This is a genomic window from Mucilaginibacter sp. MD40, assembly GCF_002288635.1.
Lineage (GTDB): Bacteria > Bacteroidota > Bacteroidia > Sphingobacteriales > Sphingobacteriaceae > Mucilaginibacter.
This window is the reverse complement of the sequence record NZ_NRSW01000001.1, coordinates 3,737,518-3,764,301: the sequence shown is the minus strand read 5'-3', so window position 1 is coordinate 3,764,301 and position 26,784 is coordinate 3,737,518. Positions and strand designations below refer to the sequence as shown.

Annotated in this window: 37 protein-coding genes and 1 tRNA gene; 24 read left to right on the top strand and 14 right to left on the bottom strand. The window is 43.2% G+C overall.

The features are described 5' to 3' along the window. The first annotated feature begins 2 nt into the window (after positions 1-2). From CKK33_RS16875 to CKK33_RS16820, 13 genes are all read left to right on the top strand, one after another. A complete protein-coding gene (locus CKK33_RS16875) occupies positions 3-584 on the top strand; it encodes a hypothetical protein (protein ID WP_095705231.1) in 582 nt (193 codons plus the stop codon). Positions 585-595: 11 nt separating this feature from the next. Continuing rightward, positions 596-814 (top strand): PRTRC system protein C, encoded by a 219-nt coding sequence (locus CKK33_RS16870; protein WP_095705230.1) that lies wholly within the window; start codon positions 596-598, stop codon positions 812-814. Between the two features lie 64 nt (positions 815-878). After that, a complete protein-coding gene (locus CKK33_RS16865; RefSeq protein WP_143822986.1) occupies positions 879-1,997 on the top strand; it encodes a hypothetical protein in 1,119 nt (372 codons plus the stop codon). After that, complete coding sequence (locus CKK33_RS16860) at positions 1,978-2,700, top strand: PRTRC system protein B (RefSeq protein WP_095705228.1); 723 nt, start codon at positions 1,978-1,980, stop codon at positions 2,698-2,700. The genes CKK33_RS16865 and CKK33_RS16860 overlap by 20 nt, the downstream gene beginning before the upstream one ends. Then, positions 2,697-3,590: a PRTRC system ThiF family protein gene (locus CKK33_RS16855; protein WP_198952490.1), complete on the top strand. Its 894-nt coding sequence runs from the start codon at positions 2,697-2,699 to the stop codon at positions 3,588-3,590. Before CKK33_RS16860 ends, CKK33_RS16855 begins: the two co-directional genes overlap by 4 nt. Position 3,591: 1 nt before the next feature. Then, positions 3,592-3,774, top strand: coding sequence for a 3-isopropylmalate dehydratase (locus CKK33_RS16850; RefSeq protein WP_095705227.1), 183 nt, complete (start codon positions 3,592-3,594; stop codon positions 3,772-3,774). Then, the gene (locus CKK33_RS19445) at positions 3,771-3,977 is read left to right on the top strand and encodes a hypothetical protein (RefSeq protein WP_143822985.1); all 207 of its coding nucleotides are present in this window, start codon (positions 3,771-3,773) and stop codon (positions 3,975-3,977) included. Before CKK33_RS16850 ends, CKK33_RS19445 begins: the two co-directional genes overlap by 4 nt. An 18-nt stretch (positions 3,978-3,995) precedes the next feature. Then, positions 3,996-5,132: a hypothetical protein gene (locus tag CKK33_RS16845; protein ID WP_095705226.1), complete on the top strand. Its 1,137-nt coding sequence runs from the start codon at positions 3,996-3,998 to the stop codon at positions 5,130-5,132. Between the two features lie 25 nt (positions 5,133-5,157). Continuing rightward, positions 5,158-5,421, top strand: coding sequence for a hypothetical protein (locus CKK33_RS16840; protein ID WP_095705225.1), 264 nt, complete (start codon positions 5,158-5,160; stop codon positions 5,419-5,421). Between the two features lie 17 nt (positions 5,422-5,438). Further along, a complete protein-coding gene (locus CKK33_RS16835) occupies positions 5,439-5,678 on the top strand; it encodes a hypothetical protein (protein WP_095705224.1) in 240 nt (79 codons plus the stop codon). Beyond that, positions 5,675-6,001 (top strand): hypothetical protein, encoded by a 327-nt coding sequence (locus CKK33_RS16830; protein ID WP_095705223.1) that lies wholly within the window; start codon positions 5,675-5,677, stop codon positions 5,999-6,001. Before CKK33_RS16835 ends, CKK33_RS16830 begins: the two co-directional genes overlap by 4 nt. 132 nt (positions 6,002-6,133) lie before the next feature. After that, positions 6,134-6,595: a hypothetical protein gene (locus CKK33_RS16825; RefSeq protein ID WP_095705222.1), complete on the top strand. Its 462-nt coding sequence runs from the start codon at positions 6,134-6,136 to the stop codon at positions 6,593-6,595. A 208-nt stretch (positions 6,596-6,803) separates the two neighbouring features. Beyond that, entirely contained in the window at positions 6,804-7,829 is a 1,026-nt protein-coding gene (locus CKK33_RS16820) for a hypothetical protein (protein ID WP_095705221.1), read from the top strand. Positions 7,830-7,899: 70 nt separating this feature from the next. Here CKK33_RS16820 and rhuM read toward each other — a convergent pair whose 3' ends face one another. The 3 genes from rhuM to CKK33_RS16805 all read right to left on the bottom strand — a co-directional run bounded on the left by rhuM (position 7,900) and on the right by CKK33_RS16805 (position 10,751). Next, positions 7,900-8,883, bottom strand: a complete 984-nt coding sequence (rhuM, locus tag CKK33_RS16815) for a RhuM family protein (RefSeq protein ID WP_095705220.1) — start codon at positions 8,881-8,883, stop codon at positions 7,900-7,902. Between the two features lie 256 nt (positions 8,884-9,139). After that, entirely contained in the window at positions 9,140-10,483 is a 1,344-nt protein-coding gene (locus CKK33_RS16810; protein WP_095705219.1) for a site-specific integrase, read from the bottom strand. A gap of 195 nt (positions 10,484-10,678) precedes the next feature. Next, positions 10,679-10,751: transfer RNA gene (locus tag CKK33_RS16805), tRNA-Phe, on the bottom strand. A gap of 225 nt (positions 10,752-10,976) precedes the next feature. Here CKK33_RS16805 and CKK33_RS16800 point away from each other — a divergent pair. The 3 genes from CKK33_RS16800 to CKK33_RS16790 all read left to right on the top strand — a co-directional run bounded on the left by CKK33_RS16800 (position 10,977) and on the right by CKK33_RS16790 (position 13,579). After that, complete coding sequence (locus CKK33_RS16800) at positions 10,977-12,275, top strand: (Fe-S)-binding protein (RefSeq protein ID WP_095705218.1); 1,299 nt, start codon at positions 10,977-10,979, stop codon at positions 12,273-12,275. A 71-nt stretch (positions 12,276-12,346) separates the two neighbouring features. Further along, on the top strand, positions 12,347-12,778 hold the full coding sequence (locus CKK33_RS16795; protein WP_095705217.1) for a DUF2750 domain-containing protein: 432 nt from the start codon (positions 12,347-12,349) through the stop codon (positions 12,776-12,778). Between the two features lie 12 nt (positions 12,779-12,790). Next, positions 12,791-13,579, top strand: a complete 789-nt coding sequence (locus CKK33_RS16790) for a (Fe-S)-binding protein (protein ID WP_095705216.1) — start codon at positions 12,791-12,793, stop codon at positions 13,577-13,579. Between the two features lies 1 nt (position 13,580). On the opposite strand, the gene CKK33_RS16785 is transcribed toward CKK33_RS16790, so the two are convergent. Both CKK33_RS16785 and CKK33_RS16780 read right to left on the bottom strand, forming a co-directional pair. Further along, positions 13,581-14,150: a hypothetical protein gene (locus CKK33_RS16785; protein ID WP_095705215.1), complete on the bottom strand. Its 570-nt coding sequence runs from the start codon at positions 14,148-14,150 to the stop codon at positions 13,581-13,583. Then, the gene (locus CKK33_RS16780; protein ID WP_095705214.1) at positions 14,147-14,632 is read right to left on the bottom strand and encodes a hypothetical protein; all 486 of its coding nucleotides are present in this window, start codon (positions 14,630-14,632) and stop codon (positions 14,147-14,149) included. The genes CKK33_RS16785 and CKK33_RS16780 overlap by 4 nt, the downstream gene beginning before the upstream one ends. Before the next feature lie 47 nt (positions 14,633-14,679). Here CKK33_RS16780 and CKK33_RS16775 point away from each other — a divergent pair, with 47 nt between their 5' ends. Continuing rightward, positions 14,680-15,162, top strand: coding sequence for an ABC transporter ATPase (locus CKK33_RS16775; RefSeq protein WP_095705213.1), 483 nt, complete (start codon positions 14,680-14,682; stop codon positions 15,160-15,162). A 74-nt stretch (positions 15,163-15,236) separates the two neighbouring features. Here CKK33_RS16775 and CKK33_RS19440 read toward each other — a convergent pair whose 3' ends face one another. After that, entirely contained in the window at positions 15,237-15,461 is a 225-nt protein-coding gene (locus CKK33_RS19440; RefSeq protein WP_143822984.1) for a hypothetical protein, read from the bottom strand. Positions 15,462-15,861: 400 nt separating this feature from the next. Here CKK33_RS19440 and CKK33_RS16770 point away from each other — a divergent pair, with 400 nt between their 5' ends. Then, positions 15,862-16,290, top strand: coding sequence for a hypothetical protein (locus CKK33_RS16770; RefSeq protein ID WP_143822983.1), 429 nt, complete (start codon positions 15,862-15,864; stop codon positions 16,288-16,290). Positions 16,291-16,423: 133 nt separating this feature from the next. On the opposite strand, the gene mtgA is transcribed toward CKK33_RS16770, so the two are convergent. From mtgA to rpsF, 4 genes are all read right to left on the bottom strand, one after another. Further along, entirely contained in the window at positions 16,424-17,164 is a 741-nt protein-coding gene (gene mtgA, locus CKK33_RS16765) for a monofunctional biosynthetic peptidoglycan transglycosylase (protein WP_095705211.1), read from the bottom strand. Positions 17,165-17,285: 121 nt separating this feature from the next. Next, positions 17,286-17,729: a 50S ribosomal protein L9 gene (gene rplI, locus CKK33_RS16760; protein ID WP_095705210.1), complete on the bottom strand. Its 444-nt coding sequence runs from the start codon at positions 17,727-17,729 to the stop codon at positions 17,286-17,288. Between the two features lie 16 nt (positions 17,730-17,745). After that, the gene (gene rpsR / locus CKK33_RS16755; protein ID WP_095705209.1) at positions 17,746-18,009 is read right to left on the bottom strand and encodes a 30S ribosomal protein S18; all 264 of its coding nucleotides are present in this window, start codon (positions 18,007-18,009) and stop codon (positions 17,746-17,748) included. Continuing rightward, positions 18,009-18,374, bottom strand: coding sequence for a 30S ribosomal protein S6 (rpsF, locus tag CKK33_RS16750; protein ID WP_095705208.1), 366 nt, complete (start codon positions 18,372-18,374; stop codon positions 18,009-18,011). Before rpsF ends, rpsR begins: the two co-directional genes overlap by 1 nt. Before the next feature lie 120 nt (positions 18,375-18,494). Between rpsF and CKK33_RS16745 the strand changes: the two genes are divergently transcribed. The 4 genes from CKK33_RS16745 to CKK33_RS16730 all read left to right on the top strand — a co-directional run bounded on the left by CKK33_RS16745 (position 18,495) and on the right by CKK33_RS16730 (position 21,386). Continuing rightward, entirely contained in the window at positions 18,495-19,112 is a 618-nt protein-coding gene (locus CKK33_RS16745) for a hypothetical protein (protein ID WP_095705207.1), read from the top strand. 58 nt (positions 19,113-19,170) lie between these two features. Beyond that, entirely contained in the window at positions 19,171-19,467 is a 297-nt protein-coding gene (locus tag CKK33_RS16740; RefSeq protein WP_143822982.1) for a hypothetical protein, read from the top strand. Between the two features lie 72 nt (positions 19,468-19,539). Further along, complete coding sequence (locus CKK33_RS16735) at positions 19,540-20,712, top strand: DNA polymerase III subunit gamma/tau (RefSeq protein WP_095705894.1); 1,173 nt, start codon at positions 19,540-19,542, stop codon at positions 20,710-20,712. Positions 20,713-20,747: 35 nt separating this feature from the next. Beyond that, entirely contained in the window at positions 20,748-21,386 is a 639-nt protein-coding gene (locus CKK33_RS16730) for a hypothetical protein (protein WP_095705205.1), read from the top strand. Positions 21,387-21,455: 69 nt separating this feature from the next. On the opposite strand, the gene CKK33_RS16725 is transcribed toward CKK33_RS16730, so the two are convergent. Together CKK33_RS16725 and CKK33_RS16720 are read right to left on the bottom strand one after the other, a co-directional pair. Next, on the bottom strand, positions 21,456-21,884 hold the full coding sequence (locus CKK33_RS16725) for a hypothetical protein (RefSeq protein ID WP_233138247.1): 429 nt from the start codon (positions 21,882-21,884) through the stop codon (positions 21,456-21,458). A gap of 51 nt (positions 21,885-21,935) precedes the next feature. Next, on the bottom strand, positions 21,936-22,634 hold the full coding sequence (locus tag CKK33_RS16720; protein WP_095705204.1) for a hypothetical protein: 699 nt from the start codon (positions 22,632-22,634) through the stop codon (positions 21,936-21,938). Between the two features lie 257 nt (positions 22,635-22,891). Between CKK33_RS16720 and CKK33_RS16715 the strand changes: the two genes are divergently transcribed. After that, the gene (locus CKK33_RS16715) at positions 22,892-24,121 is read left to right on the top strand and encodes an NADP-dependent isocitrate dehydrogenase (RefSeq protein WP_095705892.1); all 1,230 of its coding nucleotides are present in this window, start codon (positions 22,892-22,894) and stop codon (positions 24,119-24,121) included. 59 nt (positions 24,122-24,180) lie between these two features. Here the strand turns inward: CKK33_RS16715 and CKK33_RS16710 are convergent, their stop codons facing one another. Then, entirely contained in the window at positions 24,181-25,278 is a 1,098-nt protein-coding gene (locus CKK33_RS16710; protein WP_095705203.1) for an SIR2 family protein, read from the bottom strand. Between the two features lie 86 nt (positions 25,279-25,364). On the opposite strand from CKK33_RS16710, the gene CKK33_RS16705 reads away from it, so the two are divergent. Then, entirely contained in the window at positions 25,365-26,348 is a 984-nt protein-coding gene (locus tag CKK33_RS16705; RefSeq protein ID WP_095705202.1) for a type I phosphomannose isomerase catalytic subunit, read from the top strand. Between the two features lie 94 nt (positions 26,349-26,442). Here the strand turns inward: CKK33_RS16705 and CKK33_RS16700 are convergent, their stop codons facing one another. Then, entirely contained in the window at positions 26,443-26,784 is a 342-nt protein-coding gene (locus CKK33_RS16700) for a response regulator transcription factor (protein WP_095705201.1), read from the bottom strand.

Here is a 26,784-nt window from a genome sequence, read left to right as displayed (position 1 = left end):
ATATGAAAACGAACTTCTTTGAAAATATAGCCAGCCTGAATGCCCCCGGCATTTGGACGATTGGCATCCAAAATGATGAGAACGGCAATTTTACCGTATCTGCCTTATACGCCCCCTTTAAATCTAACGAACCCGCCACAAAAATGATAGTACCCCTTATTCACAGGGGTACGGCATTGGATATGGACGAGGGCTTTTTTGAAGCCACCGTAACGCAGGTGGATAGCCTTAAAGGGCTGTACAGCAATATCAAAGCCGTAACCGCAAGCGTGGATGTTGCCAAGAAAAAATTAGGACAGGGAAGCAAGCCCCAACCCGCCAAAGCTAAAACCAACGATGATACAGACGAGATTGAAGTGGGTGAACCCAAAATGTCCGCAGAGGAAAAGCGGAAAACCTATACCGATACCATCCGAAAAGTAGTGGAACTCAACGACCTGTGCAAATACGAAGATGCGCTCAACATCCTGCCATCGGTAGAGGACTACCCCGAAAAGAAAGAAGAACTGGAAAAAAGGCGTGCCGATTTGGAGCGCAAAAAGACACAGTACGCCCAAGCCCTGACATTATTTAACGAAGCCTAAAGGAAAGCATCATGTTACAGACAACGCAATTAGAACGGATTTTTATCCATAAGGAGAACGGGTTGGAAGTCCGTTTGACCGACCCTAACGAAGCCATGAACCCCGATAGTGTCCTGAACTTTTATACAGGTACTTATCCCATCCTGACCAATGCCCGAATTGTCGGGCCTGAGATCAAGGACGATATGATACAGTACCGTTTTGAAAGCACAATGGGTACGAAAGGTTAAACCGCAACATCATGGAAACTAAAAGAATTAACAGGAAAGTAACCGTCATAGAGGAAAGTACACAATGGAAACTACATCAATTATTCGGGGAATTCGTCCAAAAGTTAGACCGCTTGCCCGATGCAAGGGAAGTACAGCAAAACCCGCTAAGAAGCGCACCAAAGGAACGCACCGTAATGGTTTTCTGACCCATTCATTCAAGCCGTTCCAAAGCCTGCCTTTTTCGGGCTTCGGGCAGGGTGAACGCGAATTTTTTCAGTCGTTGGGAAACCTTTGCCAGTTGTACGGGTGGCAAGCCCCCGATACCTCGGGTTTGCCATTCCCTCAAAACATTTCGGCAATACTGGAAAAGCTGGCCTCACAGCGGTTTGACGGCGCATCTGTGATGCTGTTGCAGGATAAGGGTTGCCCCGCCCGACTGGCAACCGTCAAAACCTTTGATACTAACTTCTGCCTGTATTATGTGCCTGTCCGTCCGTTGTGGCAGATGAAAAACGAAAGGAACAAACAGCCCTATTATGAACTTACCCGAACGCTGTTTGCATACTTATACCACACAATCGGCATCCCCTTTTTTCGTGAGCCGGGCTATTTGGATAATTCCTATGATGCACTCGAAAACTGGATAAGAGAGATTGATGACGAATATGACGAGCATGATGACAAGGAAGAATGCCAATACCGCAAACGCCAGTTCGCAGAACTGGACTTAATGCGACTGGCAGGTGATACGCTGTTACCCGAAATCAAAATGCCCTATGATTTGGAGACGTGGGAACAGCAATTACAGCAAATCCCCGTAACGGACAAGCAAGGCAGGGAGTTAAGGGAAGTCGCAAGCGAACTGCTGAAACTGGCTAAGGACTATCCCGAACGTGCTATCAAAGACACCATGCACTACGAGTTGCACGAAGCCAGCGAGGATGATTACAGCATCTATTGGGAGAACTACATCTCCTTTTACTGGAGCGGTGAGGACACCTTGCAGCACATGCTGTTTGAAATGGTGAACAGCGAATTTCAGGAAATGGGCTATCAGGAAGAACCCGTTGCCGTCCAATGGTTTGACACGCCACAGGAAAAACCCCGCCACGATTTTGATTTTGAAACAAGACTATTTTTCCTGTTGGATGAACTGACAGGCATATTAAACGATTTTGACGATGAAGAACCTAACGCATAATTTCAGCAACCTGTATCAGCCTGTAAAATCCCTGCTGATATACACCAAGCATACCGAAGAAGATACAAGCAGCGTGTATGTAGAGAGTTACGACATCGGCAGGTTGGGCAACCCAATAAACGCCCACCCGCTGACCGTTAAGGAAATGCTTGCCCTGAGCAGCATTTTCCAGTCGGCGCAGGAATTTAAAACGGGCTTCCTGCGCTGTAAAGGCGTCATGCCCAATAAGGTGCTGTACGTGAATACCGAGCAGGAGGGCTATGCCATTTGGTTCACCCCACCGCAGGAAGTCCCCCTTTACTTTTCCAATGCTTTAGGCATCAAATCAGGCAGGGGAAAAGTACCTGCGATGGTGTGGAAAGCGGGCAGGGACAGTTTAGCGGTGTACGCCCTGAAGGGACACCGCAAGCCCGTAGGCAATACCGCCCTTTTTCATGCCCCCTTTTTCAATGTGGCTACAGATGGTAAGGTTTGTATGGGTAACGTGCGCATCAATATCGGCAAGACCATCCGACTGGAAGATTTTATGGCACAATGGGAGAACTACTTTTGGAACAGCTATTTCAGTCACCTGATGGGCGAGTTCAACCCCGTAACCGAGAACATAGTGCAGCTATGGCAAAAGCAGGTCGCCACAGACCGTGTATTTCCCTGCGAAAGCCTCAAACCCAATCAGCGAACCCTTAAAACCCTCTTTATATGAAAACGCCAAAACTGAAAGCGGTAAAGACCGCCGTACATATCGTGGAAAAAACCCTGCTGAACCCCTACAACCCCATCGTGGTCAACCTGATCGGTGCGGGCGGTACAGGCAGCCAGTTCCTGACGGCATTGGGACGAATAAACCATGCGCTCATCGCCCTGAACCATCCCGGCCTTGCCGTGCGGGTGTTCGATGATGATAAAGTGGAAGAAGCCAATTTAGGCAGACAGCTATTTTCAACCGCTGAACTTGGCTTGCACAAAGCCGTTGCGCTTGTCAACCGCATCAATCTCTTTTTCGGCACGAACTGGAAAGCCATACCCGAAAAATACGACCTGCAAACCCTGAACGAGAGTCCCGAACTGGCGATGGCGGAAATCACCATAACTTGCGTGGATACCGTAAAGGCAAGATTTGAGATTGCCGACCTGCTATCCAAAATCTATGCAAGCAGGAAACACGCCTATCACCATCCGCTTTACTGGATGGACTTTGGCAACAGCAGGGATATAGGGCAGTGTATCCTATCCACCATTGGCGAAATAACGCAACCCGCATCCCGAAAGTTTGAGGTGGTCAGCCGTTTGCCTTTAGTGACCGAGGAATTCAGGGAACTGTTAGTGAACTCCGAAAAGGGCGACCACACGCCAAGCTGTTCCTTAGCCGAAGCCCTCACGCAACAGGATTTGTTCATCAATTCCGCACTTGCCAACTTAGGGGCATCCCTTTTATGGCAAATATTCAGCGAGGGCATGTTGTTCAACAGGGGGTTTTTCCTGAACCTCAAAGACTTCAGGGCGCAACCGATTAAAGTTACCCCGAATGACGACAGCAAAGTGAAAGCGTTGAAACCAAAACGCTCCAAAACCGAAATCCCTAAAGCTGCCTGATATGAAGCTCATCGATTTAGACGGCAGAGTAATCGAGGTGGAAAACCTCGACCTTGCCCTATTACAGGCGGACGATTACCGCCATTACCGTGTAACAACACCCACCGAGAACGACATTTATCGCTACGCCTATTGGGAAGATGTTTACCAAAAACTACTCAAACTTAAAACTGAACAGTTATGAAAACATTCATTTATTTCATCTGCACCTGCTTTATTTCAACTGGTGCATACTTCGCCTCATTGAACAGCCAGCATTATATCTATGGAATAGCATTCGCATTTATCCTCTGGACATGGTTCTTATGGGGATGCGACCGCAGAAGCAGAAAAGCGGCTGATAGACGGGCAATGTACCGCCATTACCGTGAAAAGAACTGGAAGTAGAACGAAAGCAAAACCGTTATGGTAAAGATAAAAGAGGGATATGTGATGTCCCAACGGGAACGTGAAGAATACGAACGGCAAAACGTCCTGCCCCGCAAGGCTTCAGGGCGGGTTGACTACTATTTCAAGCCACAAACCAAGTACCCGCCACGCATTTACGTTTTTATGCACGCCGAAACATGGTGCGACCGCAACCGCAGGCCGATGGGGCTGCATACGGCATTTCCCTTTCTGAGCCGACCCATGACCAAAGGAGAGATAGAATACCACCATTTTGACTGGCGGTTATGTTACCACCAGTACGAGGATTGGAACAGGTTACTATACGCCGAGGAAAAGGAAGCCGAAGATTTGGATTTGGAAATGGAGGGCGCAGGGACGGAGTTCTTAAATCAGTTGAAGTCCTTTCGTGAAAAATTCCCGCTGAATGCGGATTTGGGGAAACTCCCGCCCGTCCCGCCCGAATTACCGGCGGATGAGGAAACCGTTTATTTGCGGGAACTGATTGACACGGGTGATGCCCTTAGTGGTGCCGAAGTTGCAAAGCTGTTGGATGATGAACTGAAAACGCAAAAGCGGCCTGCGGTTTTGATAGCCCTGCGCCAGCTTTATCAGAATTTCGGTAAGCCTGATGACAAGCAAAGCCCGCTTGCGGAGCAAGCCATCAGGCGCAAGGTTGAATTACAGCAGCAGCGTACCCGCCGCAACTTCGTGCGCCGTGTATGGCAAAAAAATAAGCTGTTCGCAATGGAAGAAATACGGGTTAAATATCCTGATTATACCGCGAACATGCTTGCCGCAGACCTGCACCAAAAGAAGAAAACAGCAAAGCGGAAAAAGCATAAACCCGTAACCGACCTGCGGCAATGCCAGTTGCAAAAGCTGGCGCACCGCCTGAAATATGCCCAACTGGATGAAAAAGACTATCACGATACCTGTAACCGTATCGCCATCCTGCAACAGGCGCATAGTCTGCGGTTGCCCGTACCGTTATTGGTGAATTTACAAAAAGAGGCATTGGTTTACAGCTTTCCGTGGAAGATACGGGAGGGCGTGGTCAAGAATTTCGTGACACTGGCCAACAAGCCAGGCATGACCCATCAGGCACTTCAGGAGCGCCACAACGAAATGGTGCGCTCTAATTACAGCTATTAATCAACAACATTAAAATCAATCAGCCATGAATATTACATACGAAAACATCATGAAGGTCGCTGACATCCCCGCCAGCGAACTAACCGAAGACTTTGTCAGCTTTTTATACCATTTGCAGGCAACTTATCGCGACCAGGTACTCGAAGAACACTTGTTCAGCCCGGATACGCTCTTTGAAGAAGAACCCGAAAGTGAACCTTATCCAAAGGACTTTACGGCTATCCTGTCTGAACTCAGAAAGCTGCTTTTTAAACTCGACTGCGCCTATTTCCGCGTAGTCAATCCTTAATCCCATATAATAACAACATGAGAACGATAACACTAAAAACCGCAAAAGCCATAGCCGCTGACTGGCATGGCGGCCAATGGAGCGCATTATATGCTTTTGCCTCCGGTGGCCTGTTAAATACCGCACAGGAACCTCTCTGCCTTGCCGAGGTCTTAGAAAACCTGAATGAGAACGGTGTAAGCAAGAGGCAGACAAAACGCCTGCAAATGCTAAAAACTTATTTTGAAAGTAAAGTACCTAAAGACATTGAGCAATGACCGTCAATCAGCAAAAATTAGTTGACGCGGCGTTGCAGGCTAAGGATAACAGAGATCACCATGACGCCCGTTATTGGGGCGTGGAATTGTTCGGCCACATGCACCGCACCGCCATGAGTTTGCAAAGCCGTCCGATGCCCCTGATTTGCATCGAAGACCTCGGTGAATATTATTACCGTCCCTACGCATTTTATGTCCATAATCCGCTTATTTGCGGCCACACGGAAACGATATTGAAAATGCCATACCTCATAGATTTCTGCATCGCCTGCCGGGGCGTGGTTAAGCCACCGGATTGGTATCTGGATGTAGCCGACCGATGAATCATCAGCCCCGATCCGGAAGAATTCAAGATGGTGGAAAGCATATTAACAAGGGACGGTAAGCGTTTATAGCAGGCAGCTTAGTTTGCGCAAGCCTTAAAAAAGCCTTAATATTGCTTGAAAAACGCAGCAATGGAAAAACTCTTTGCCAAAAAGGGAATTAAATACTTATCCTATTTAGATACTGACGGCTCTAAACTGGCGTATGCCTTTACGCCCCAGATGCTGGAAGATAAAATTTTCGTTGAGCTTGCAGTCCGTGAAATGGGTGATGAGGAAGATCCGGAGTACGAAACCGTTATCTCCGTGTTTACGATCAGAGACGGCAGTTCTTACGATTTTACAATTTGCCACGATGACCGCCCGGTCATTCCCCTCATGTATTTATACCGCCTGGTCTTAGATACCATTGAACTTATCAGCGGTTGCGAAAAGCAAACCCTTTTGGAAGAATTAAAGCAGGCCGCAACGGGCGTCAGCATTTCAAAGGAGGTAAAGGATAAGGAGTTAAAAGAGCGGATGTACGGTATAATTGAAGAAAAGATAGCTACGGTGCACAAGCTCATTAACCTGAACCGGCTTAACAGTAATTAATGATGGCCGCACTTTCTGTTATTAGGCTCTTGTTATGCCCCATCAAAGCAAGAAAAAACCTGAACTTTCTTTGAACTTATAGGCCGAAACTTTCTCACCGGGCAGTTTTTGTTTTAATTTTTAGTTATTAAATTTGTTGCCTACAGCAATCCCCATCCGTGCTATTGATTAAAAGTGCTACCAATTATTCACTTTAAATTTTGTTTTTATGGACTACACCATGCACGATGCCATCAAATGGATGCTGGCCGGAAAAAGCCTAATTGAACCCGTTTGGTTTGAAGAAAATGAGGATTTGAAACCCTACAGGTCATATATCCCAGCGCTCTGCGACTTGCTAAGGGCCGACCGTCATAAATTTGAAATCCTTGATCCCGCTATAATCCTGATGCAAATTATGCCGGCCGATCCTGATGCTGCAATCTTTAAGAAAATGATGGAACAGTTGCCGGGAAACCGGGAACGCGGGATAAGCATTCTGAAAATGCTGGCGAATTACCAAATTCCTGCCGAAGTAGATATTACCCCTGTATTGGATTTGATCGGTGACGACTATTTTTCCACCACTGCGATCTTTGCACTCCGAAAGACCTACCACGCGGACGCAGAAGAAAAGATATTGCCCTTGCTTCGTGAAGAATTCCGGGGCGACCTGAAGCTCTTAAAAATTTATTGCGACACACTGGCCGTCAATGGCAGTATCCTTTCGATGCCGGTATTAATGGCCGTCAGCCAGGATTTTGAGCAGCAGTCGGACAAAAAGCACTTCATCGATGCGGTAAAAGCGATCTGTAGCCGCCTGCAAATGCCCGAGGATATACGGGCGCAGTTAGAGGACCCCGGCTTTTGGAAATTCAAGTGGGAAGGCTCGCCGGAACATTTTGCAGGTTTCATCGAATTTATTTCGCTCTTTATGGTCAGCAGTGAGATAGAAGGCGGCAAAAAAGAAGATATGATCGCCGAGATATTTATGCAGGAAATGCAGGTTGATCTCTCACCTTACCAGAGCTTTGAAGCTGCCCGTGTATGCAGCTCCCCGGATATGATGCTTGAAGGGTTACAGAACCTGAAAAACAGTCTGGAATGTGATGTCCTGCTGGACGCCATTACAGAGGGAACGAATATCCTGCCAAGCACTTATACGATGGCTAAGGACCTCTATTTTGACCTGATGAACGACTATCTTATGACACGCCTGCGCAGGCATTTTTCGTTTGCTCCAAATCGCTCCTGATCCATCCAGTTTAACGCCGGCACCATCATGGACCGGCGTTAAATTAGACATTAGGGAATTCGTTTTACGATCAATTCTTAGGATTAATCAGGTTAACGACAACCTTTACCATCATCTCCTTTTCATCCGGCTTACTTTCCGCGATCATTAGGGTTAACGCGACCAGGGCATTGTCAGCTATGCGCTTCGATCCGTCCTCACGATATAAAATACTATTTTTTTCCAGGAACCAAACGAACAGGTATGCCGCGATGCGTTTGTTTCCATCTGAAAAGGAATGATTTTTAACGATAAAGTAGAGCAGGTTTGCCGCTTTTTCTTCTATTGTCGGGTAGAATTCAACGCCTCCGAAGGACTGATAAATAGTACCTACAGATCCTTTGAACGAATCGTCTTTTTCGTTTCCAAATAAGGAACTGCCCCCGAATTTATCTTTTAAATCTTTGATGGCCTGTATAGCTTCCTCGTAAGTCGCGACAAACAGTTGCTGATCGGTAGTCCCTTCAACCGTTAATTGCTGATGGTCATATTTGTCCAGAATATCCAGTGCGTAGCTATAGTCAGTAACTACTTTTAACAAGCCCGTAGCTTCGTCAGACGTGAGCTCCTTATTTTTTAAAACATTGCCTAACAGGTTTACGGTTTGTTTCAGGGAGTTGAATTGTTCGGTTTGTTCTTTTAACCTTTGTTCATTTACAGCATAGCCTTTTACTAAATATTCTTTCAATACCTGGTTCGCCCAGATACGAAATTGAGTGCCTCTTTTGGAATTTACACGATACCCGACTGAGATCACGACATCCAAATTGAAGTATTCTACATTGTAGATTTTATTATCGGCCGCAGTTGTTGCATTTTTTGCAACAACTGACACACGATCCAATTCCCCTTCTTTAAAAATATTGTTCAGGTGTCTTGAAATAACAGATTTATCCCGCTCAAAAAGGTCGGCTAATTGATTAAGGGACAGCCATAAGGTTTCTTCCTGTAACTTGACCTCGACTGATGTTTGTCCGTCTGGCGCTTGATATATAATGATCTGATCGTTTGACATAAAATTTAAAATTAAGAGTTTTAATAGAATTATTTACCGCCGCAGGGAGGCGGTTTATCACATGCTCCCTGAAACGGTTTCCAGTTGCCTATTTCATTCGCCGGTACCAAGCCCAAAAAAACAATACCCATACGCCAAAGGCAATGATATAAGGTATTGTTGATGCCTTTTGGTTGAATGCGGTCATAAAGGCGCCCACTGAAATGAACGCCGTTATGATGAGATAAATGAATGTTTTCATAATTCAGATAATTATTTAAGCCTCTACTAACTCCATTGATTCCACGGTTGATTCCAAAGGTAGTTCAATGCCGTGACCGGTAAGGCCAACTTGTTTGGCCAAATCATGGCTGGCAAGTACGCGGATAACCTCCGTCTGAACTTCATCGATAATGTCCCAGTTCTTGGATACATAAATGTCAGTCACCCGGTTTGACTGATCTTTGTGATTCATAGCCAGGCCGACATCATCCATACTGAAACGGCAACGGTTCCGTGCGAAATCACCGAAAGCATGGCGCGCATCGTAAAACTCAGGGTCCTTATGGCCAAGCTCAGCACCGATCTGCTTAATGCCAAAGGCAAGCGCATGGTCTAAACCGCTATGGGTAGCGTAGCGTTTCTGTAAGGTACCGGCATATTTCGCATACAGCGGCCGTGCTTCCTCCGGAATGAAAATACTGATATACGCCTGGTCGCGCCTCCGGCTGGCGGTTTTTGACCGGTTATAGCCGATCCGGGTATTCGATTCGTCGGCAGGCTGAAGCTTATACATATCCACGGCATTCATTCCGCAGAGATAAAAGCTTAACATAAACAGATCGCGGGCAAGCTCCATGCGGGAGCCGGGCTCCGCCTTAAAATCTCTAATGGCAATAACCTGCTCAACGGTCAGTTTTGGCTTTTCCTTCGGCTGCACCTGGGGAAGTTTATATTTTTTGAAAGGATAGTGTTTCACAACGATCAATTCGTCATCCTCATCATTATAAAATTCCTTGATATTGTTGAACAGTATCCGCAGGTCACGCATGTGGTTGTGCAGGCCGTTATTTGTCAGGCCTTCGATGGCCCGCGTTTGCGGCCGGTTGAACTGGTCAGGCCTGATTTGGGTTCGGGGCTTCCGCAGGAATGCTTCGTATTTTACAAGCATTTTAGAACGGATGTCAGTGATTCGAATGTCCTCCATCCGGAAAAAATCGATCAAACTATTGACCACCGTTTGCATATTCTTTGCACTGCCTAAACGGTCTGCCTTTTTCAGTTCCTCGATACGCTTTCGGCCGAACTCAACAACATTGATGTCTTCGGCTTTGATTTCTTTTTTGCCCGCAAGAAATGCAGCCAGTGTTAAGGCTGTATAAGTACGAACCTTCGGGCCGAGCTCCCCGATCTTTTTCCGGTAATCGATCAAAACGGGTTCGATCATTTCCTGAACGAGCGGGTCTTTAATCTGATTCTTTTTACGAATCTGTTTCGCATTGATGAAATGCGGGGTTTCAATGTAAGAACAGCGGGCGTCTTTTGTTACCCGGATTTTTACATTCCAGGTCCCATCATTTTTTTTCTGGCTTGGAATGATAACGGCGTTAATTGTTGCCATAGTGTTTGCTTTTGCTGATCTGCAAAACCGATAAATTCCATCATCAAATATTTATCAAAGTTTTTAGATCAATTCGACAATTTTGTTTGCTGAATTGCAAAGACACCCGATCGGGTTACCATAGAAGATTAACACAAATATAACCTTTTAAATAAAAAAAGGCCATTTCCGCTTGAAAATGACCTTTTTTATTTGTGGTACCACCTGGATTCGAACCAGGGACACAAGGATTTTCAGTCCTTTGCTCTACCAACTGAGCTATGATACCATCATCCCGTTTGGGGTCTGCAAATGTAGCGTTTTTTTCAGTTTTAAAAACTTTTTTTTCAAAATAGTATGTTTAAGTGCTAACCGGTATTGATTATCAGCGCATTAATTTTAAATAAGTATTTTGTGAACCATCCTCATATCTAAATCAAAACAATTTATACCTTGTAACATTAAAACAAATAACTATTTTCGTTATTTAAATACTATGCATGCATAATAAATTATGATCGGACAAGCTATCTTCTTTATCATATTGGCCGGTGCAGTCTACCTGTTTTGGAAGAATGCAGCCAAGATCCGTCGTAATATTTTATTAGGCAGGGATGCAGACTTTAGCGACCGCCCGGCCGAACGTTGGGCAACTATGGCCCGTGTAGCCCTCGGGCAAAGCAAAATGACCAGGCGCCCTGTAGCGGCCATCCTGCACCTGTTCGTTTACGTAGGCTTCGTGATCATCAATATAGAAGTACTGGAGATATTAATAGATGGTCTGTTTGGCTCTCACCGGGTATTCTCCAAGCCGCTGGGAAGCTTTTACGGCTTGCTTATAGGCGGTTTTGAGATATTAGCTTTATTGGTGCTGTTAGCATGCGTAATTTTCCTGATAAGGCGAAATGTATTGAAGCTAAAGCGCTTTACAGGGCAGGAGATGACCTCCTGGCCAAAGTCTGACGCTAACTATATCCTGATCACCGAAGTATTATTAATGGCTGCTTTCCTGACAATGAACGCTGCCGATTACAAGTTACAGGCGCTGCACTACAGCCATTATTTAAAGGCAGGCAGCTTCCCGGTAAGTGAGTTTATAGCGCCTTTGCTGCCATCGCAAGCAAGCGCGTTGGTGATTGTAGACCGGGTTTGCTGGTGGTTTCACATTATAGGCATATTGGCTTTTTTAAATTACCTGCCATATTCAAAGCATTTCCACATTTTATTGGCATTCCCCAATACTTATTATTCCAGGTTAAAACCCAAAGGTCAATTCACTAACATGGATTCGGTAACTAACGAAGTAAAAGCCATGCTTGATCCTTCTTTTGTTCCCGAAGCGGCAGAGGTAAGCCGCTTTGGTGCAAGGGATGTAACCGACCTAACCTGGAAGAACTTAATGGATGCCTACACCTGCACCGAGTGCGGGCGTTGCACATCTGTTTGCCCGGCAAATATTACCGGCAAAAAATTATCGCCCCGTAAGATCATGATGGATACCCGCGACAGGGTTACGGAAGTTGGTAACAACATAGATAGGCACGGTAAGGATTTTGCCGACGAAAAGACTTTGCTGGATAATTATATCACCCGCGAAGAATTATGGGCGTGTACAACCTGTAATGCCTGCGTAGAGGCTTGCCCCGTAAATATTAATCCGCTTGAAATTATTACGGAGATGAGGCGGTACATAGTGATGGAAGAGTCACAGGCGCCTGCAAGTTTGAATAACATGTTTGGTAACATGGAAAACAATGGTGCACCATGGAAATATAGTCAGGCTGATAGGTTAAACTGGGCGGAGAGAGATTAAGACAATAGTCAATAGACTATGGTCTATAGTTACATTAGCTTACCACGGACTATCGACTAATTAAAGAAATAATGGACCAAGATACAGAGGCTTTTGAAGCCGGATATAAAACGTTTGTAGAGAAAGCCGCGGCTAACCGGTCGGTTTGGGGATTGAAAGGCAAAGGCGGTTGGGCTAATGCAGAGGCGAGTGGCGAAGCGGATGCTGTTATTCCTTTTTGGAATGATCGCGCCCAGGCAAAGATCTGCGCCCGCGATGATTGGAAAGGTTTTTTACCGACCGAGATTTTATTAGCAGATTTCCTGGAGAACTGGTGCGTGGAAATGGCTGATAATAACACTCAGGCAGGCATTAACTGGAATGCGCAGATGCAGGGAGTAGAGGTTGATGCGCTTGATCTGGCGCTGGATATTCTACACCGATTGAATGAGATTAACTCTGCTATCACATTTTCGCAGTATGATAGCATTAGCCAATTTATAGAAGCCATTACCGAAGAATAATATAGCTTACTGATGGAACAAAAGATACCTACAATGGCCGAGATGGCTGCCGAAGGCAAGCAACCCGAGATACTTTTTTGGGTGGGCTGTGCCGGTAGTTTTGACGAACGCGCACAACGCATTACCCGTGATATTTGCAAGATATTGCAGCATGTAGGCATTAGCTTCGCGGTTTTAGGTACTGAAGAAAGCTGCACCGGCGACCCTGCAAAACGAGCCGGTAATGAATTCCTGTTTCAGATGCAGGCTATGAGCAATATACAGGTACTGGATGGCTACAATATTAGAAAGATAGTAACCGGTTGCCCGCATTGTTTTAATACCATTCGTAACGAATACCCTGCATTGGGAGGTAATTACGAGGTGATACACCACTCGCAGCTGATACAGCAACTGATTGATGAGGGCAAGCTAAAAGCAGAAGGCGGCGAAAATTTTAAAGGCCGTAAGATCACTTTTCACGATCCTTGTTACCTGGGCAGGGGTAATGATGTTTACGAAGCCCCACGCCGCGCGTTAGAAATTTTAGATGCCGATCTGGTTGAAATGAAACGCTGCAAAAGCAATGGCCTGTGCTGCGGAGCCGGAGGCGCTCAAATGTTTAAAGAACCTGAGCCGGGTAAAAGGGATATCAATGATGAACGTATGCTTGATGTGCTGGAGGCAAAAGCCAACGTCATTGCATCGGGCTGTCCCTTCTGTATGACCATGCTGACAGATGGCGTAAAACACATGGAAAAAGAGCAGGAAATAAAAGTGCTGGATATTGCCGAAATTACGGTTAGGGCAAACGGGTTGTAAGCTATTTCGTCCAAACGGTTACTATGCCGTTTTTGGCATTTGGCCCATATAATTCTTGCGGTACCGGATGTTTACTGTAGTAAATGTCGGTTATTGTTTCTGCCTTAACTGCCGATAACTTTTCAAGGCAATCAGCCTGAGTTACCGGCTGCCCGTTAATGACAAGTACCGGTTCGGTAGATGCAATTCCAATTTTACCGGATTGCGTTTTCTTGTACTTACTTAATGCTATTTTCAGGGTTGATTGCTTGATTGCGGCGTTCTGCTCACCTTTTTTCAAAATCAGTACCGTAAATTTTCCGGCGTTATTTGTAGTAGATATAAGTTCTTCATTCCAAAAAGGATCAACAGTTAGTAGGTCCGTGCTTTTGATCGATGCCAGATCGCTGTTTAATTTGACAGAGTCTTTAGGCTCATACATCGTTTTATTAAAAGCGTAACCCGAGATTTTACCAGGTTTATATGCTGTATCGCATTTTATTAACCAGCCATCAATTTGCTGTTTGGTTATATTTTGTGCCTTAACAATGATAACTAAGCAAATTAAAGCAGCACTTAAAAAATATTTCATGGGTTATTTCCTTTAAGAAATGTCAACGCTTCTTTTAAACTGTCCAGTCTTTTTGGCGAAATTTTTTTGATGGGTATGTCCCATTCCGTAACCATCGAATCCAAATCACCGGCGGGGTCTTCAAACGTTTGATAAATAATATCGTCAGCAAGGGTTTTAAAGGCTATGGTATCTGTATTGGCGTTGCCGGGCTTTAGATCAAGGCTGTTCAAACGGTTGATCTTGAAAGAAAAATACTCCTGCTTACCCTGTTGATAAGTTTTTCTTAAACGGATAAAATGATCTGGTGTAAGGTTGATCTCAAACTTTTTGATATTGGGGTCAACAGAAGGGTCATAAGCCTCGTTTAGGAAGCGGTTAGCCCAGTTGGTCCATTCCTGGCCATCCATAAAACCTTTAAAGCTGCATAATAACAGGCATAAGGCCAGTAACGCGATGCCCAGGCGTGTTTTTAAAACAGGTTTTACAATTGATGCTCGCATGACAACTTACAATAGCCTTAAGTTAAAAAATCAAGTAAATTTGTAACATGGAATTTTCTTCACATTCAAGAGTTTGGATCTATCAATCGGACAGGGAACTAACCTCGTCAGAGGCGCAGGAAGCGCAGGTTCTGTTAGATAACTTTACCCGCAACTGGACTGCACATAATAACCAGTTGTTAGCCAAGGCCGAAATTAGGTACAACCGTTTCCTGATTTTGTTTGTAGATGAAAGCCAGGCAGGCGCAAGTGGCTGTTCAATTGATAAATCTGTTCATTTTATGAAGCAGTTGGAGCAGCATTTCGGCATCAATTTGTTCGATCGGTTTAATTTGGCTTACCGCGATGGCGACACTATCAAATCAGCTCCAAGGCAGCAGTTTGAGGATTTGATAAAAGAGGGCAAGATAAATAGCGATACTATTGTATTTAATAACCTTGCACAAACCCCTGCAGATCTTGATACTAGGTGGGAAGTGCCTCTAAAAGAAAGTTGGCACCAACAATTATTCGGCGATTTAATAGTATAGATCAAACAAAAAACCCTGCTTTTACAGGGTTTTTTGTTTAATGCATGTAGTTATTGCAACAGGCAATTTATCTGCTATGCAGGACCTTCGCACGGAGGGTTAGCCTGACCGTCTTGTACACAATATCTTAAATAAAGAAGGTCGCCACCACCTATTCCAGAATGCCCCGGAACTGATTGTACACAGATATACTCGTGTGTACCTACCGGGCAATCATCGTCAGGATTGCGATAACCACCTAAAACCTTCTTTGCTTCTTCCCTCGAAAGGGGCTTAAATTTTTTGTTTAGCATTCTCATTTCGATGTAGATTTAAGTTAGACCGGAGCTGTTGAATTGATCATTAGCACCTTTACATGCAAGCTAATCAACTGCAGTGTATTTCGCAATAGTTTAATGAGAATAAATTTCAAAACAACTTTAAAAATTTATTTTCATTAAACGTTAAAAACAAAAATCGTTAACTATCTCATATTGATAATGTAAAGATCGGATAGGTGGTTTTTGTTTAGTATAATACTGAAAAAGCATCCTGATGTAGGTTAATATGTTATAATTCAGAATTTAATTATTAAAAATGGAGATATTTTTGTTTTAAATATTGCAAATATTGATTAATTAATAGGTAATATATGATATAAATACCTGTTTTTTAAATAGTTAAATTTATATAATTATTAACCTTTAATCTTTATTATTTATGAAAAAACTCGTATTCCTATGCAGTATGTTGGTAATGTTCTGCGTTGTTGTAAAGGCTCAAAACATCTCAGCTAGTTCTCAGGTTAAGGATGCTGTAACGCCTAACATTACGAATCCGGCAAAAGCAAATGCAGATGTTGTTATGCCAATCACGTATAATTTAACAGTGCAAAACAACACTGGCGGCGGCACCTTCCAATTTCAACTTGTTCCGCAATTTTCTGGCGGTACAAGCGCTTCTTTCAACTTTACCACATCGCAAACTATTTCTGTGGTAGCTGGAGTATATAATATATATATGCGAGGACCGGGTTCAAATTATACGTTTGCTTACCAGGTATGTGCCACATTTGGCAATGTTACAGGGCCAAATGCTACATTCAATAATGTAAATATTTGCTCCAATGGCGTAGTCTCTGTAAACTAACACAGCTTACCTGATTGCCAGGTATATTTAATGATAAAGTCCTCGCGGTATCACAAGATACGCGGGGACATTTTTATAATATAACAATCATTAATATCATTGCAGCCTGGGAGGAAACTGTATTTGAAATGTGTTAAAACTCCAGCGGCCCAAGCCTGCGCATATTCTTTAAAATCAAATACTGGCGATGTTTTAAATAACGGGTAGGGTTGGTGGCGCTCCAGCGAAGCGGGCTGGGGAATATCACGGCTATGGCCGCTGCCTGTTGCCTGGTTAGTTGTGCCGCCGGTTTATGAAAATATGCCTGCGATGCCGCTTCGATACCATAAATACCATCACCCATTTCAATCACATTCAGGTATACCTCCATTATACGCTTTTTGCTCCAGAAAGCTTCGATCAGCACGGTGAACCACGCCTCAAGCCCTTTACGAACAAATGAGCGGCCAGGCCATAAAAATACATTTTTAGCTGTTTGCTGGGTAATGGTGCTGCCGCCTATGAGCTTTTTACTTTTCGCGTTTTTTTCAATGGCCTTTTCTATCGCCCTGAAATCGAAGCCGTGGTTCTCCAGGAAGGTCTGGTCTTCGGCAGCTACGGCGGCGCGCTTCATCGGGTCGGCAATCTGGTCAAAGTCGACCCATTTTTTGTCTATCTTCCAGTCCAGGCCGCGCTGTTTGCGTTCAAAACCACGCTGTACCATTAGCCAGGTAAATGGTGGGTTGATAAAACGGTACAGGATAACTCCAAACAAGCTCGAACCGATAAATATAACGAGTGCAAATTTTACTATACGCAACGCCAGTTTTATGACGCCGTTACGGTGGATGCCTTTAGTGTTACCTTTTTTGCGGGGTTGCGCTTTCTTTGCCATTTGAGGTGCAAATGTAAGGTAAATAAAAAAGGAGCCGGGCAAATGCCAAACTCCTTTTTTATTTAAATCCTGAATTATAAGCTCTAAATTCTAAAAAATAAAGCTATTTAAGAATTTATAATTATTCAGCTACTACTTCAAAAGGTACCTGAACTTTTACTTCTTTGTGCAGGTTTACGTTAGCAACGTACTCGCCCAGGAATTTAGGCTCCTGATCAAAAGTGATGCGACGACGGTCAACATCAAAACCTTCTTTTTTCAATGCATCAGCAACCTGGATGGTATTGATAGCACCGAATATTTTACCGCTTTCGCCGGCTTTAGCGCCAATAGTAAGCTTAACGCCTTCTAATTTAGCAGCAATAGCGTCAGCATCTTTTCGAATTTTCTCTTGTTTAAACTGAGCTTGTTTAATGTTCTCAGCTAAAACCTTACGCGCGCTTTCAGTAGCCAATATAGCATATCCTTTAGGGATAAGAAAGTTGCGGCCGTAACCCGGCTTTACATTCACTACATCGTCTTTATCGCCGAGGTTCTTTACGTCTTGTTTTAAAATAACTTCCATGTGTTTACCTCCTTGATTATTTTAATGAGTCTGTAACATAAGGTAATAAACCAATGTGGCGGGCACGTTTAACAGCCTGGGCCACTTTACGCTGGAACTTCAAAGAAGTACCTGTTAAACGGCGAGGTAATACTTTACCCTGGTCGTTAACAAATTTTAAAAGGAAGTTAGCGTCTTTGTAATCAATATACTTAATACCGTTCTTTTTAAAACGGCAGTATTTTTTACGGTTATCCTCTACTTTAGGGGCGGTAACGTATTTAATTTGGTCGTTTGCCATTAGTTGTTTTCCTCCACTTTAGCTGCAGGTTTCTTGTTGAAAGCACCGCTGCGTTTTTTGTCGTTGTAAGCAATGGCATGTTTGTCCAAAGCAATAGTTAAGAAACGCAGAACGCGCTCATCACGTCTGAACTCAACCTCCAATTTGTTAATTAAATCACCCGGAGCCTTGTATTCAGTTAAGTGATAGTACCCTGTAGTTTTCTTTTGAATTGGGTACGCTAATTTTCTCAAACCCCAATTATCCTCCTGGACAATTTCGGCTCCGCCGTCAGTTAAAACTTTTGTGAATTTGGCAATTGCCTCTTTCGCAACGTCTTCTGACAGCAACGGGGTTAGAACGATCACGGTTTCGTACTGTTGCATTATAAATTGATTTTTAATTATTTACCCGGTATATCGGGGCTGCAAATGTAGGAAGAATAAAATTATTTTCAAAGCTAATTATGCTTATTTTCGAACCATAAAACATCATCAATCACACGAATGAAAAAAATTTTACTTACCCTTATCACCTTAATGCCCTTTGTTGTAGTTAAAGCACAAACAAAAACCATTGGCCCGGCCGAAACTAAGCTTAATAACCAGCTTTGCGATTGCATAACCAAACTTGATAAAGAGAAGATCAAAACATCTAAAGAAGCCAATGCAGCGTTTATGGACTGCTTTACCCAGCAGGCCGACCTTTTGCCTGATGTTGCCGCGGAGCGCGGTGTGGAGATGACCGATAATGAGGCCATGAACAAAATTGGCACCGAGATAGGTGCAAATTTAATGAAGATGAAATGCGGTGGCTTTATGGCTCTTGCTATGAAAATGGCCGCGAAAGATGATAAAGACGCTCCCGAGTCAAAAACTGTTACTGGTACGTTTAAGCGTATTGATACCAAAGGTTTCAATTACATAGTGCTGAATGTGGATGGTAAGGAGCGGTCGTTTTTATGGTTTAGGCAGTTTGCAGGTTCTGATGCCTTTAGCGGCCAGGCAGCCCGTTTAGTAGGTAAAAAGATACAGGTGACCTGGCAAGAAACGGAGGCTTACCTGCCTGCGGCCAAAGGTTATTATAACGTAAAAGAAATTACCGGTATAGAAATACTAAAATAAGCTTCAAAAGCAGTTGCATGGCATGTTATTTGCCTTCTCAAATGTAAATAAAACTGCCATGAATTACATCTTCCACCCTTATGATTTCAATGTTGTTGAATCGGCCATATTAATGATGCAGTTACCCGCCGGTGATGAAGACCAGAATGAGGCTGATTCCTTTGCAGACGATCTGAATTTAAATCCGCCCGATGAAGACCTTCCTGAAGAGGGTAGCTGGGGCGACGAGGAGGATGAGGATTTTGAGGACCAGGTGGAGTGGCGCGATGATATGAATGAGATACGCGCAGGCGATGACCTCAACGAACCTGATCCTGAAGATGATGACCATTTGCCGGATGATGATCTGCAATAGCTGATGGGTTAAGCATGCCAAATTGATTTTTAAGCCTTTCAGGTAAGCCATTTTCTTGCTACCTTAGTGGCTGTGGATAATTTTATTGTTTCGGCACGTAAGTATCGCCCGGCAACGTTTGAAACCGTTGTAGGACAGCAACATATTACTAATACGTTAAAAAACGCTATCAGGAATAATCAGCTGGCGCAGGCATTTTTATTCTGCGGGCCGCGTGGGGTGGGTAAAACAACTTGTGCGCGTATCTTGGCAAAAACCATAAACTGTACTAACCTGCAGCCAAACGGCGAAGCCTGTGGCGAGTGCGATAGCTGCCGTGCGTTCCAAAATGGTAACTCCTTTAATATACATGAGCTTGATGCCGCTTCAAATAACTCGGTTGATGATATCCGCAGCCTGATTGATCAGGTGCGTATACCGCCGCAGGCCGCGCGTTACAAAGTGTATATTATAGATGAGGTACACATGCTTTCCCAGGCAGCCTTCAACGCTTTCCTGAAAACGCTTGAAGAACCGCCTAACTATGCCATATTTATATTAGCTACTACTGAGAAGCATAAAATACTCCCAACTATTCTTTCCCGGTGCCAGATATTTGATTTTAACCGTATAAGGGTTGAGGATATGGCCGGGCATCTGGCAGGGATTGCCAAAAAAGAACATATCACCTATGAGGACGATGGGTTACATATTATTGCCCAAAAGGCGGATGGCGGTCTGCGCGACGCGCTGTCGATGTTTGACCAGATTGTTAGCTTCTCAGGTGGTAATGTTACTTACCGCTCGGTAATTGATAATCTTAACATCCTCGACTACGATTATTACTTTAATGTAACCGATAACCTTTTACAGGGGAACAGCGCCAATGTACTCCTGCTTTTTGATGAGATATTAAGTAAAGGGTTTGATGGCGCGCATTTTATAACAGGGCTTTCAGAGCACCTGCGGAATCTGCTGGTAGGTAAAGATGCCTCCACAATTAAATTGTTAGAAGTTAGTGAAACTATTAAGTCGAGGTATTTGCAGCAATCACAGGCTGCTTCGGTGTCTTTCCTTTTGTCGGCTTTAAATATTGCTAACCAGTGCGATATTAATTATAAACAGAGCAAGAACCAGCGTTTGCAGGTAGAGCTGGCACTCCTGAAGATGAGTAATCTGCAGGCGGTGTTTAGTATGGCATCCATGCCGGCCGGTATCACACCCACTCCAAACGGAGAGGTAAAAAAAAACCTGATACAACAGTAAACGCTCCTGCTGCCACTACAATAGCAAATGATAAGGTGGCCGTGGTTAGGGATGCGCCCGTAAATTATCAAACAGGTAAAAGCGCGCCGGTAGTTAACGAAGCACCAGCACCTGTTGCCACCCCGCAGCTAAAGCCACCGACTGCTGAACCCAGGCCGGAGCCTGCCGAAAAGCCCAAATCATTTATTCCAAATCTTCATGCGTCTGCATCATCCATTAAGATCCCCAAATTTAATGAGCTGGGTAAAATTGTAGAAGAAGAAGCTAAGGAAGAAGAAGACCCTTATTTAAAGGGCAATGATAAAGAGTCCTTTAATCTCGATCAGTTTTTGCAAACATGGAGCAATTACGCCGCTAAAATAAAAGCCGAAGGTAAACCCATGAGTTTGTTTACCATTTTTACGGCTAACGCGCCGAAAGCGCTTGGTGGTGTTAACTACGAAATTGTAGTATCAAATAAGGTACAGGAAGCCGCCTTTCGTGATGAGCGCCCTTATTTGCTCAACTATCTGCGTACTACGCTCCGTAATTTTGATATAGAAGTGAACGCCCGGGTTGAGGAAACTACCGTTGTACGCAAACCCTACACCGCGATAGAAAAATTTCAGCATCTGGCGGCCAAAAACCCTCAATTATTAGAATTACGCGCTCGCTTTAATCTTGATTTTGATTAATCCGTATTAACAGATCATAAAAAACAAGAGCGATGCTTATGAGCATCGCTCTTGTTTTTTAAAGGGTTATTAAATACTTGGCTTGTCGTTTTTAGGATAGCCTTCTTCATCCAGATCATCCCTGTCGTCTTCAGGCGTGTGTGAAAGGGCTTCATCACGAGGGTCGAGATGTACAATTTTGCCACTATCAATATGCATCCCTAACGATTCCGCGTCGGTTTCTAAAGAGCGGCCGGCATCGTATTCGCCTTTGGTGTCGTATGGATTAGCCTCGTCGTAAGTCGAGTCGAAGTCGTCGCCATTATCGGCCGTGGTATCGTATGGGTCGGGGTGATCGTAATCTTCGTTATCACCTTTAACATCATACTCGTAACTGTTAGACGCCTCATTATAGTTCAGGTTTTCATCATCTACAATGTCGTCATTTTCTCCCTCAATGGGTGTGTTCCTATCTTCAGGGTCTGTTACAAAATCGTCGTTTGGTTCAATGGTATTCATAGGTTTAAATATTTATGAAATATTAACTAAAATCCTGCCAAAAAACAAGTGTTATATGGTTTTGCGATACGATGTTACCCCGCCAAGCGCAAATTTCAGGTTAATGCTGATCTGCGACCAAACATCTTTACTACGCCCTGCAGTAAAGCCATCAAGGTTATCTGTAAGATCAAAATTAACCTGGTAACCGATATCGATTTTGAACGATGGCTGGTTATACTGGTTAAAAAATTTAAGTTCGTAGCCAATGCGCGCCGGTATATAAAGCTCATTGCTTTTATCGAGCCCGCCCCAGGTAATTTGCGGTGTAGTATTTGATTTCCGGTTGATCTCCTTCATGTCGTTAAGAACGTAACCTACGCCAGATGAGATGTATAAATTTTTTAAGCCGTTCATGAAACCGCTCCCGCTGTAATCAATTATTTCTCCTGCCTGTAGCTGCCCCCTAAAAACCAACGCCGTAAAACGGTTGCGGAAATACCTGCCGGATACAGAATTCTTATCTCCACCTTTAAGCTCCCCGCCTTGTATCTCAAAAAGATAGTTGGCATAGGGGGTTTGGTTATAATTTAAACTTACCGCTACAGAAGGGGTGCCAATTACTTTTTCGGCATCGCCATATACCTGGTTGTAAGCTCCGCCAAGGCCAAGGTCATACTGCGCGTAATCATAGCCTATTTGGGCTTTCGCCAATAGCGCTGCTGTTGTAAACAAAAACGTTAAAAATATTTTTAAGAAAGGTTTTTTCATAAACGGCAATTATGCTGCTACAAATACGCTGGTAATCGAGTGCTATAAAAGTAGCATCAAACTTTTAAAAAGCAATGGTTACTCACCAAATTAAAGCTTTTACCATTTTACAGGCAACAACTACTTGTTAAAATTGTTATTTGGCCTGCACCAATTATGTATACGGAGTTTAAACTATAATAGTTAAGTGTTTCGGGTATTTACATATAAAATTATGTATGTTTGAAACCGTTAAAATTAAAAATCATAACAAAGCTATGTCGAAAATTAAAGTAGCAAATCCGGTTGTTGAACTGGACGGTGATGAAATGACCCGCATCATCTGGAAGTTTATAAAAGATAAACTGATCATTCCTTACCTTGACCTTGATATTAAATACTATGACCTTGGTATCGAATATCGCGACCAGACAGATGACCAGGTAACTGTTGATGCTGCTAACGCTATTAAACAATATGGCGTAGGTATTAAATGCGCAACCATTACACCTGATGAGCAGCGTGTAGAGGAGTTTGGTTTGAAACAAATGTGGAAATCGCCAAATGGTACTATCCGTAATATATTAGATGGTACGGTATTCCGCGAGCCAATTGTAATGAGCAATGTGCCGCGCCTGGTACCTAACTGGACAGCGCCTATATGCATTGGCCGCCACGCTTTTGGCGACCAGTACCGCGCTACCGACTTTTTAACCAAAGGGAAAGGCAAACTTACCGTTACTTTTACTCCTGAAGATGGTGGCGAGCCGCAATCATTTGAAGTGTTTAACTTTAAAGGTGATGGCGTTGCCTTAACCATGTATAATACGGATGAATCTATTAAAGGCTTCGCGCATGCTTGTTTCAATCAGGCGTTAATGAAAGGCTGGCCTTTATACCTGTCAACTAAAAACACCATCCTTAAAAAATACGATGGCCGTTTTAAAGACATCTTTGAAGAAATATACCAAAACGATTATAAAGCCAAATTTGACGCTGCTGGTATTACTTACGAGCACCGTTTAATTGACGACATGGTGGCATCGGCCCTTAAATGGAACGGTAACTTTGTTTGGGCTTGTAAAAACTACGATGGCGACGTACAGTCTGACACCGTAGCGCAGGGTTTTGGTTCATTAGGTTTAATGACGTCTACATTGGTAACACCTGATGGTACCGTTATGGAAGCCGAAGCCGCACACGGTACGGTAACCCGCCACTACCGCGAGCACCAGGCAGGCCGCCCAACTTCAACCAACCCAATTGCATCTATTTTTGCTTGGACCCGTGGTTTAGAGTTCCGCGGTAAACTGGATAACAACCAGGAGCTGATCGACTTTTGCCACACTTTAGAGCAGGTTTGTATTGAAACGGTTGAAAGCGGCAAAATGACCAAAGACTTAGCCATCACCATTAAACCTAAGGTAGCGCACGGTACGGATTACCTGTATACCGAAGAGTTTTTAGAAGCTATTGACGAGAACCTGAAAAAGAAACTGGGTAAGTAATTAGCCGTTTCTCTAAAATATGAAGCCCGGTCTGATAATCAGATCGGGCTTTTTGGTGATTAAATTATTTGAAGAGGATTATTAGCAAAGTCTTTAAAAGATAAGTCAGTGTAATTTATGTTTTTACCTAAAAAGCGCTGGTAGCGATTTTTTTCTTCGTCTTTAATTGACTGTTCCTTGTCATCGTGATTATTGATAATCGTTACTTTGAGTTCGTTTTTAGGGTTTCTATTTTTTTGAATGCGTTTAATTAAATATTTAATATGGATATCAGCGTCAGGAAATGAATAGCCGCAAAAAATTAGATGATTAGTATTGAGTAATTCGGCTTCAGCAACATTCCAAACTTGACCTAAATACACTTTAGACATATCTTTATAAAAGGTAGGCGGGATAATTATTGGTGAATAAACTCCTTGACAATTCTCACATCTCATTGAATCGAGATTGGTCATCATTCGGTACACTCCCTTTTCGTTAGGAGTAATATGCAGATTATTACAAACTGGACAGTGAAGCCAGTTTAATGATCCATGAAGTTTAAGGAGTTTTATACTATTGTCATTGGGCCTTTCAAATGTACCGTTTCTATAATCTATAAATTCTACACCATAATCGACCTTTTTGTAATTAGTTTCAAACCGATTCAAGTAGTACAATGCATTGTCACACAGAATGTCATAATTAGTCGTCAAAAATGTTGTTTGATCTAATTGATCTTTTGATAAATTATTGACAAGAACTCGGTGTAATGTGTCGGGTTTTTGAAGTTTTTCGTTGATTATATCGGCCATAAGAAATAGTAGATATAAGCGAAGAAATTTTATTCTCCCGCTGTTGACTTCCAAATTTATATTAGAAAGTTCTTTAAAAGCTTCATTTTTTAAATCGGCTAAGTCAAGTATTCCTAAAGCTTCTTCAAATGTAGGGAAATTGATATTGTCAAGATTTTTATACAATACATCTATATCAAACATTTTCTTGAAAAAAGCAACTAATTCGTGTTCATGTTCTTTACTGGGTTTTCGTCGTTTAAGAGAATTAAAATAATCCCTAAATATATTAGACTGAATTGGTGCTCCGTCAGCAGCAGAAGCACCGGCGCCCAAGAAGATTGCAACTTTTTTCTTGGGTTTTGTATGTGGATTTATACGCAAGGTTGTAGGTATTAGAGTTTAGTATAACTAAGATACAAGTTAGCAACACAAAATTCCTAACTTAGCCGTAACAAATACACACTACCATGTCAACACCATTATACCCGCTAAAATTTAAAACCATATTTAAAGATAAAATATGGGGCGGCCATAAAATTGAAAGTTATCTCCACAAAAACATAGCCGACCTGCCCAACTGCGGCGAAACCTGGGAAATATCGGGCGTTAAATCTGATGTATCCGTGGTTGACAGCGGTGAACTGAAAGGCCAAAGTCTGGCCGACCTGCTGGAGAAATACCAGGCCGACCTGGTAGGCGACAAAGTATACAAACACTTTGGCAACACCTTTCCTTTGCTGGTTAAGTTTATTGATGCTAACGACGACCTCAGCGTGCAGGTGCATCCTAATGACGAACTGGCTAAAAAGCGCCACAACTCATTCGGTAAAACAGAAATGTGGTATATCATAGAGGCTGACCCCGGCTCAACGCTGATCACCGGTTTTAACCAGGAAATGGATGAGCAAAAATATGTGGACGCATTGAACAGCGGGCATATTATGGATATCCTTAACCGCGAAGAAGCTAAAGCTGGCGACGTTTTCTTCCTGCCTGCCGGACGCGTACACACCATTGGTAAAGGTTTGCTGATAGCTGAGATACAACAAACATCAGATATCACTTACCGTATATATGATTTTGACCGTGTTGATGATAAAGGTAATAAGCGCGAATTGCATACACAGGAGGCTTTAGCCGCCATAGACTACAAGCACTATGACGAGTATAAAACCCTGTATCAGCCTCAAAAAGATGAAACAGTACATGTGGTAAGCTGCCCGTATTTTACAACCAACGTTTTAGATGCCACTCACGGAACTGAAAAAGATTACAGTAACCTGGACTCTTTTGTGATACATGTTTGTGTTGAGGGCGAATACATACTGCAACATAATGATTTGGCTTACCAGGTTAAAATGGGCGATTGTATTTTGTTGCCCAAAACCATTGATAAAGTAGAATTGAAAACCACAGCTGGCTTTAAGATACTGGAAAGTTATATTGAGTAAAATTAACCTATTTTGATATCCTTGCCGAGATACTGTAGTTTACGGTAAATTTCGGCAAGGTAAATTTCATTAAGAGGTTTTAAAAGATAATCCGCTATGAGCGGATTTTTTTTGCCCTGTTAATATCTTCAATATCTATTGACGAACTAATATTATAAACCGCAATAGGTTTGGGTAACAGGGATTTTATTTCCTCAAATGCATCATTAAATTCCCACCCATCCATAATGGGCATATTAATATCCACAAACAATACGTCGGGTAAACGTGTGCTGTTTTGAGGATCTTTAAGATAGTCAATGGCTTCTTTGCCATTGCAAAAGTCTAAAATTTCATCGAAAAGACCTTTTATACCAGTTAATTTTCTAAAACCATAGGTAAATATCTTATCATCGTCCACTATCGCGGCCGTTACAAATTGGAGTTCACTATTCAT

Excerpts from the sequence above, each read along its gene's own strand:
- CKK33_RS16715 (WP_095705892.1), top strand. The coding sequence starts at position 22,892 with ATGTCGAAAATTAAAGTAGCAAATCCGGTTGTTGAACTGGACGGTGAT.
- CKK33_RS16720 (WP_095705204.1), bottom strand. The coding sequence starts at position 22,634 with ATGAAAAAACCTTTCTTAAAAATATTTTTAACGTTTTTGTTTACAACA.
- CKK33_RS16865 (WP_143822986.1), top strand. The coding sequence starts at position 879 with ATGGAAACTACATCAATTATTCGGGGAATTCGTCCAAAAGTTAGACCG.
- CKK33_RS19445 (WP_143822985.1), top strand. The coding sequence starts at position 3,771 with ATGAAAACATTCATTTATTTCATCTGCACCTGCTTTATTTCAACTGGT.
- CKK33_RS16835 (WP_095705224.1), top strand. The coding sequence starts at position 5,439 with ATGAGAACGATAACACTAAAAACCGCAAAAGCCATAGCCGCTGACTGG.
- CKK33_RS16830 (WP_095705223.1), top strand. The coding sequence starts at position 5,675 with ATGACCGTCAATCAGCAAAAATTAGTTGACGCGGCGTTGCAGGCTAAG.
- CKK33_RS16705 (WP_095705202.1), top strand. The coding sequence starts at position 25,365 with ATGTCAACACCATTATACCCGCTAAAATTTAAAACCATATTTAAAGAT.
- mtgA (WP_095705211.1), bottom strand. The coding sequence starts at position 17,164 with ATGGCAAAGAAAGCGCAACCCCGCAAAAAAGGTAACACTAAAGGCATC.
- CKK33_RS16795 (WP_095705217.1), top strand. The coding sequence starts at position 12,347 with ATGGACCAAGATACAGAGGCTTTTGAAGCCGGATATAAAACGTTTGTA.
- rplI (WP_095705210.1), bottom strand. The coding sequence starts at position 17,729 with ATGGAAGTTATTTTAAAACAAGACGTAAAGAACCTCGGCGATAAAGAC.
- CKK33_RS16725 (WP_233138247.1), bottom strand. The coding sequence starts at position 21,884 with ATGAATACCATTGAACCAAACGACGATTTTGTAACAGACCCTGAAGAT.
- CKK33_RS19440 (WP_143822984.1), bottom strand. The coding sequence starts at position 15,461 with ATGAGAATGCTAAACAAAAAATTTAAGCCCCTTTCGAGGGAAGAAGCA.
- CKK33_RS16825 (WP_095705222.1), top strand. The coding sequence starts at position 6,134 with ATGGAAAAACTCTTTGCCAAAAAGGGAATTAAATACTTATCCTATTTA.
- CKK33_RS16860 (WP_095705228.1), top strand. The coding sequence starts at position 1,978 with ATGAAGAACCTAACGCATAATTTCAGCAACCTGTATCAGCCTGTAAAA.
- rpsF (WP_095705208.1), bottom strand. The coding sequence starts at position 18,374 with ATGCAACAGTACGAAACCGTGATCGTTCTAACCCCGTTGCTGTCAGAA.
- CKK33_RS16875 (WP_095705231.1), top strand. The coding sequence starts at position 3 with ATGAAAACGAACTTCTTTGAAAATATAGCCAGCCTGAATGCCCCCGGC.
- CKK33_RS16870 (WP_095705230.1), top strand. The coding sequence starts at position 596 with ATGTTACAGACAACGCAATTAGAACGGATTTTTATCCATAAGGAGAAC.
- CKK33_RS16745 (WP_095705207.1), top strand. The coding sequence starts at position 18,495 with ATGAAAAAAATTTTACTTACCCTTATCACCTTAATGCCCTTTGTTGTA.
- CKK33_RS16840 (WP_095705225.1), top strand. The coding sequence starts at position 5,158 with ATGAATATTACATACGAAAACATCATGAAGGTCGCTGACATCCCCGCC.
- CKK33_RS16780 (WP_095705214.1), bottom strand. The coding sequence starts at position 14,632 with ATGCGAGCATCAATTGTAAAACCTGTTTTAAAAACACGCCTGGGCATC.
- rpsR (WP_095705209.1), bottom strand. The coding sequence starts at position 18,009 with ATGGCAAACGACCAAATTAAATACGTTACCGCCCCTAAAGTAGAGGAT.
- CKK33_RS16845 (WP_095705226.1), top strand. The coding sequence starts at position 3,996 with ATGGTAAAGATAAAAGAGGGATATGTGATGTCCCAACGGGAACGTGAA.
- CKK33_RS16700 (WP_095705201.1), bottom strand. The coding sequence starts at position 26,784 with ATGAATAGTGAACTCCAATTTGTAACGGCCGCGATAGTGGACGATGAT.
- CKK33_RS16855 (WP_198952490.1), top strand. The coding sequence starts at position 2,697 with ATGAAAACGCCAAAACTGAAAGCGGTAAAGACCGCCGTACATATCGTG.
- CKK33_RS16775 (WP_095705213.1), top strand. The coding sequence starts at position 14,680 with ATGGAATTTTCTTCACATTCAAGAGTTTGGATCTATCAATCGGACAGG.
- CKK33_RS16790 (WP_095705216.1), top strand. The coding sequence starts at position 12,791 with ATGGAACAAAAGATACCTACAATGGCCGAGATGGCTGCCGAAGGCAAG.
- rhuM (WP_095705220.1), bottom strand. The coding sequence starts at position 8,883 with ATGTCAAACGATCAGATCATTATATATCAAGCGCCAGACGGACAAACA.
- CKK33_RS16785 (WP_095705215.1), bottom strand. The coding sequence starts at position 14,150 with ATGAAATATTTTTTAAGTGCTGCTTTAATTTGCTTAGTTATCATTGTT.
- CKK33_RS16820 (WP_095705221.1), top strand. The coding sequence starts at position 6,804 with ATGGACTACACCATGCACGATGCCATCAAATGGATGCTGGCCGGAAAA.
- CKK33_RS16810 (WP_095705219.1), bottom strand. The coding sequence starts at position 10,483 with ATGGCAACAATTAACGCCGTTATCATTCCAAGCCAGAAAAAAAATGAT.
- CKK33_RS16770 (WP_143822983.1), top strand. The coding sequence starts at position 15,862 with ATGAAAAAACTCGTATTCCTATGCAGTATGTTGGTAATGTTCTGCGTT.
- CKK33_RS16850 (WP_095705227.1), top strand. The coding sequence starts at position 3,592 with ATGAAGCTCATCGATTTAGACGGCAGAGTAATCGAGGTGGAAAACCTC.
- CKK33_RS16800 (WP_095705218.1), top strand. The coding sequence starts at position 10,977 with ATGATCGGACAAGCTATCTTCTTTATCATATTGGCCGGTGCAGTCTAC.
- CKK33_RS16740 (WP_143822982.1), top strand. The coding sequence starts at position 19,171 with ATGAATTACATCTTCCACCCTTATGATTTCAATGTTGTTGAATCGGCC.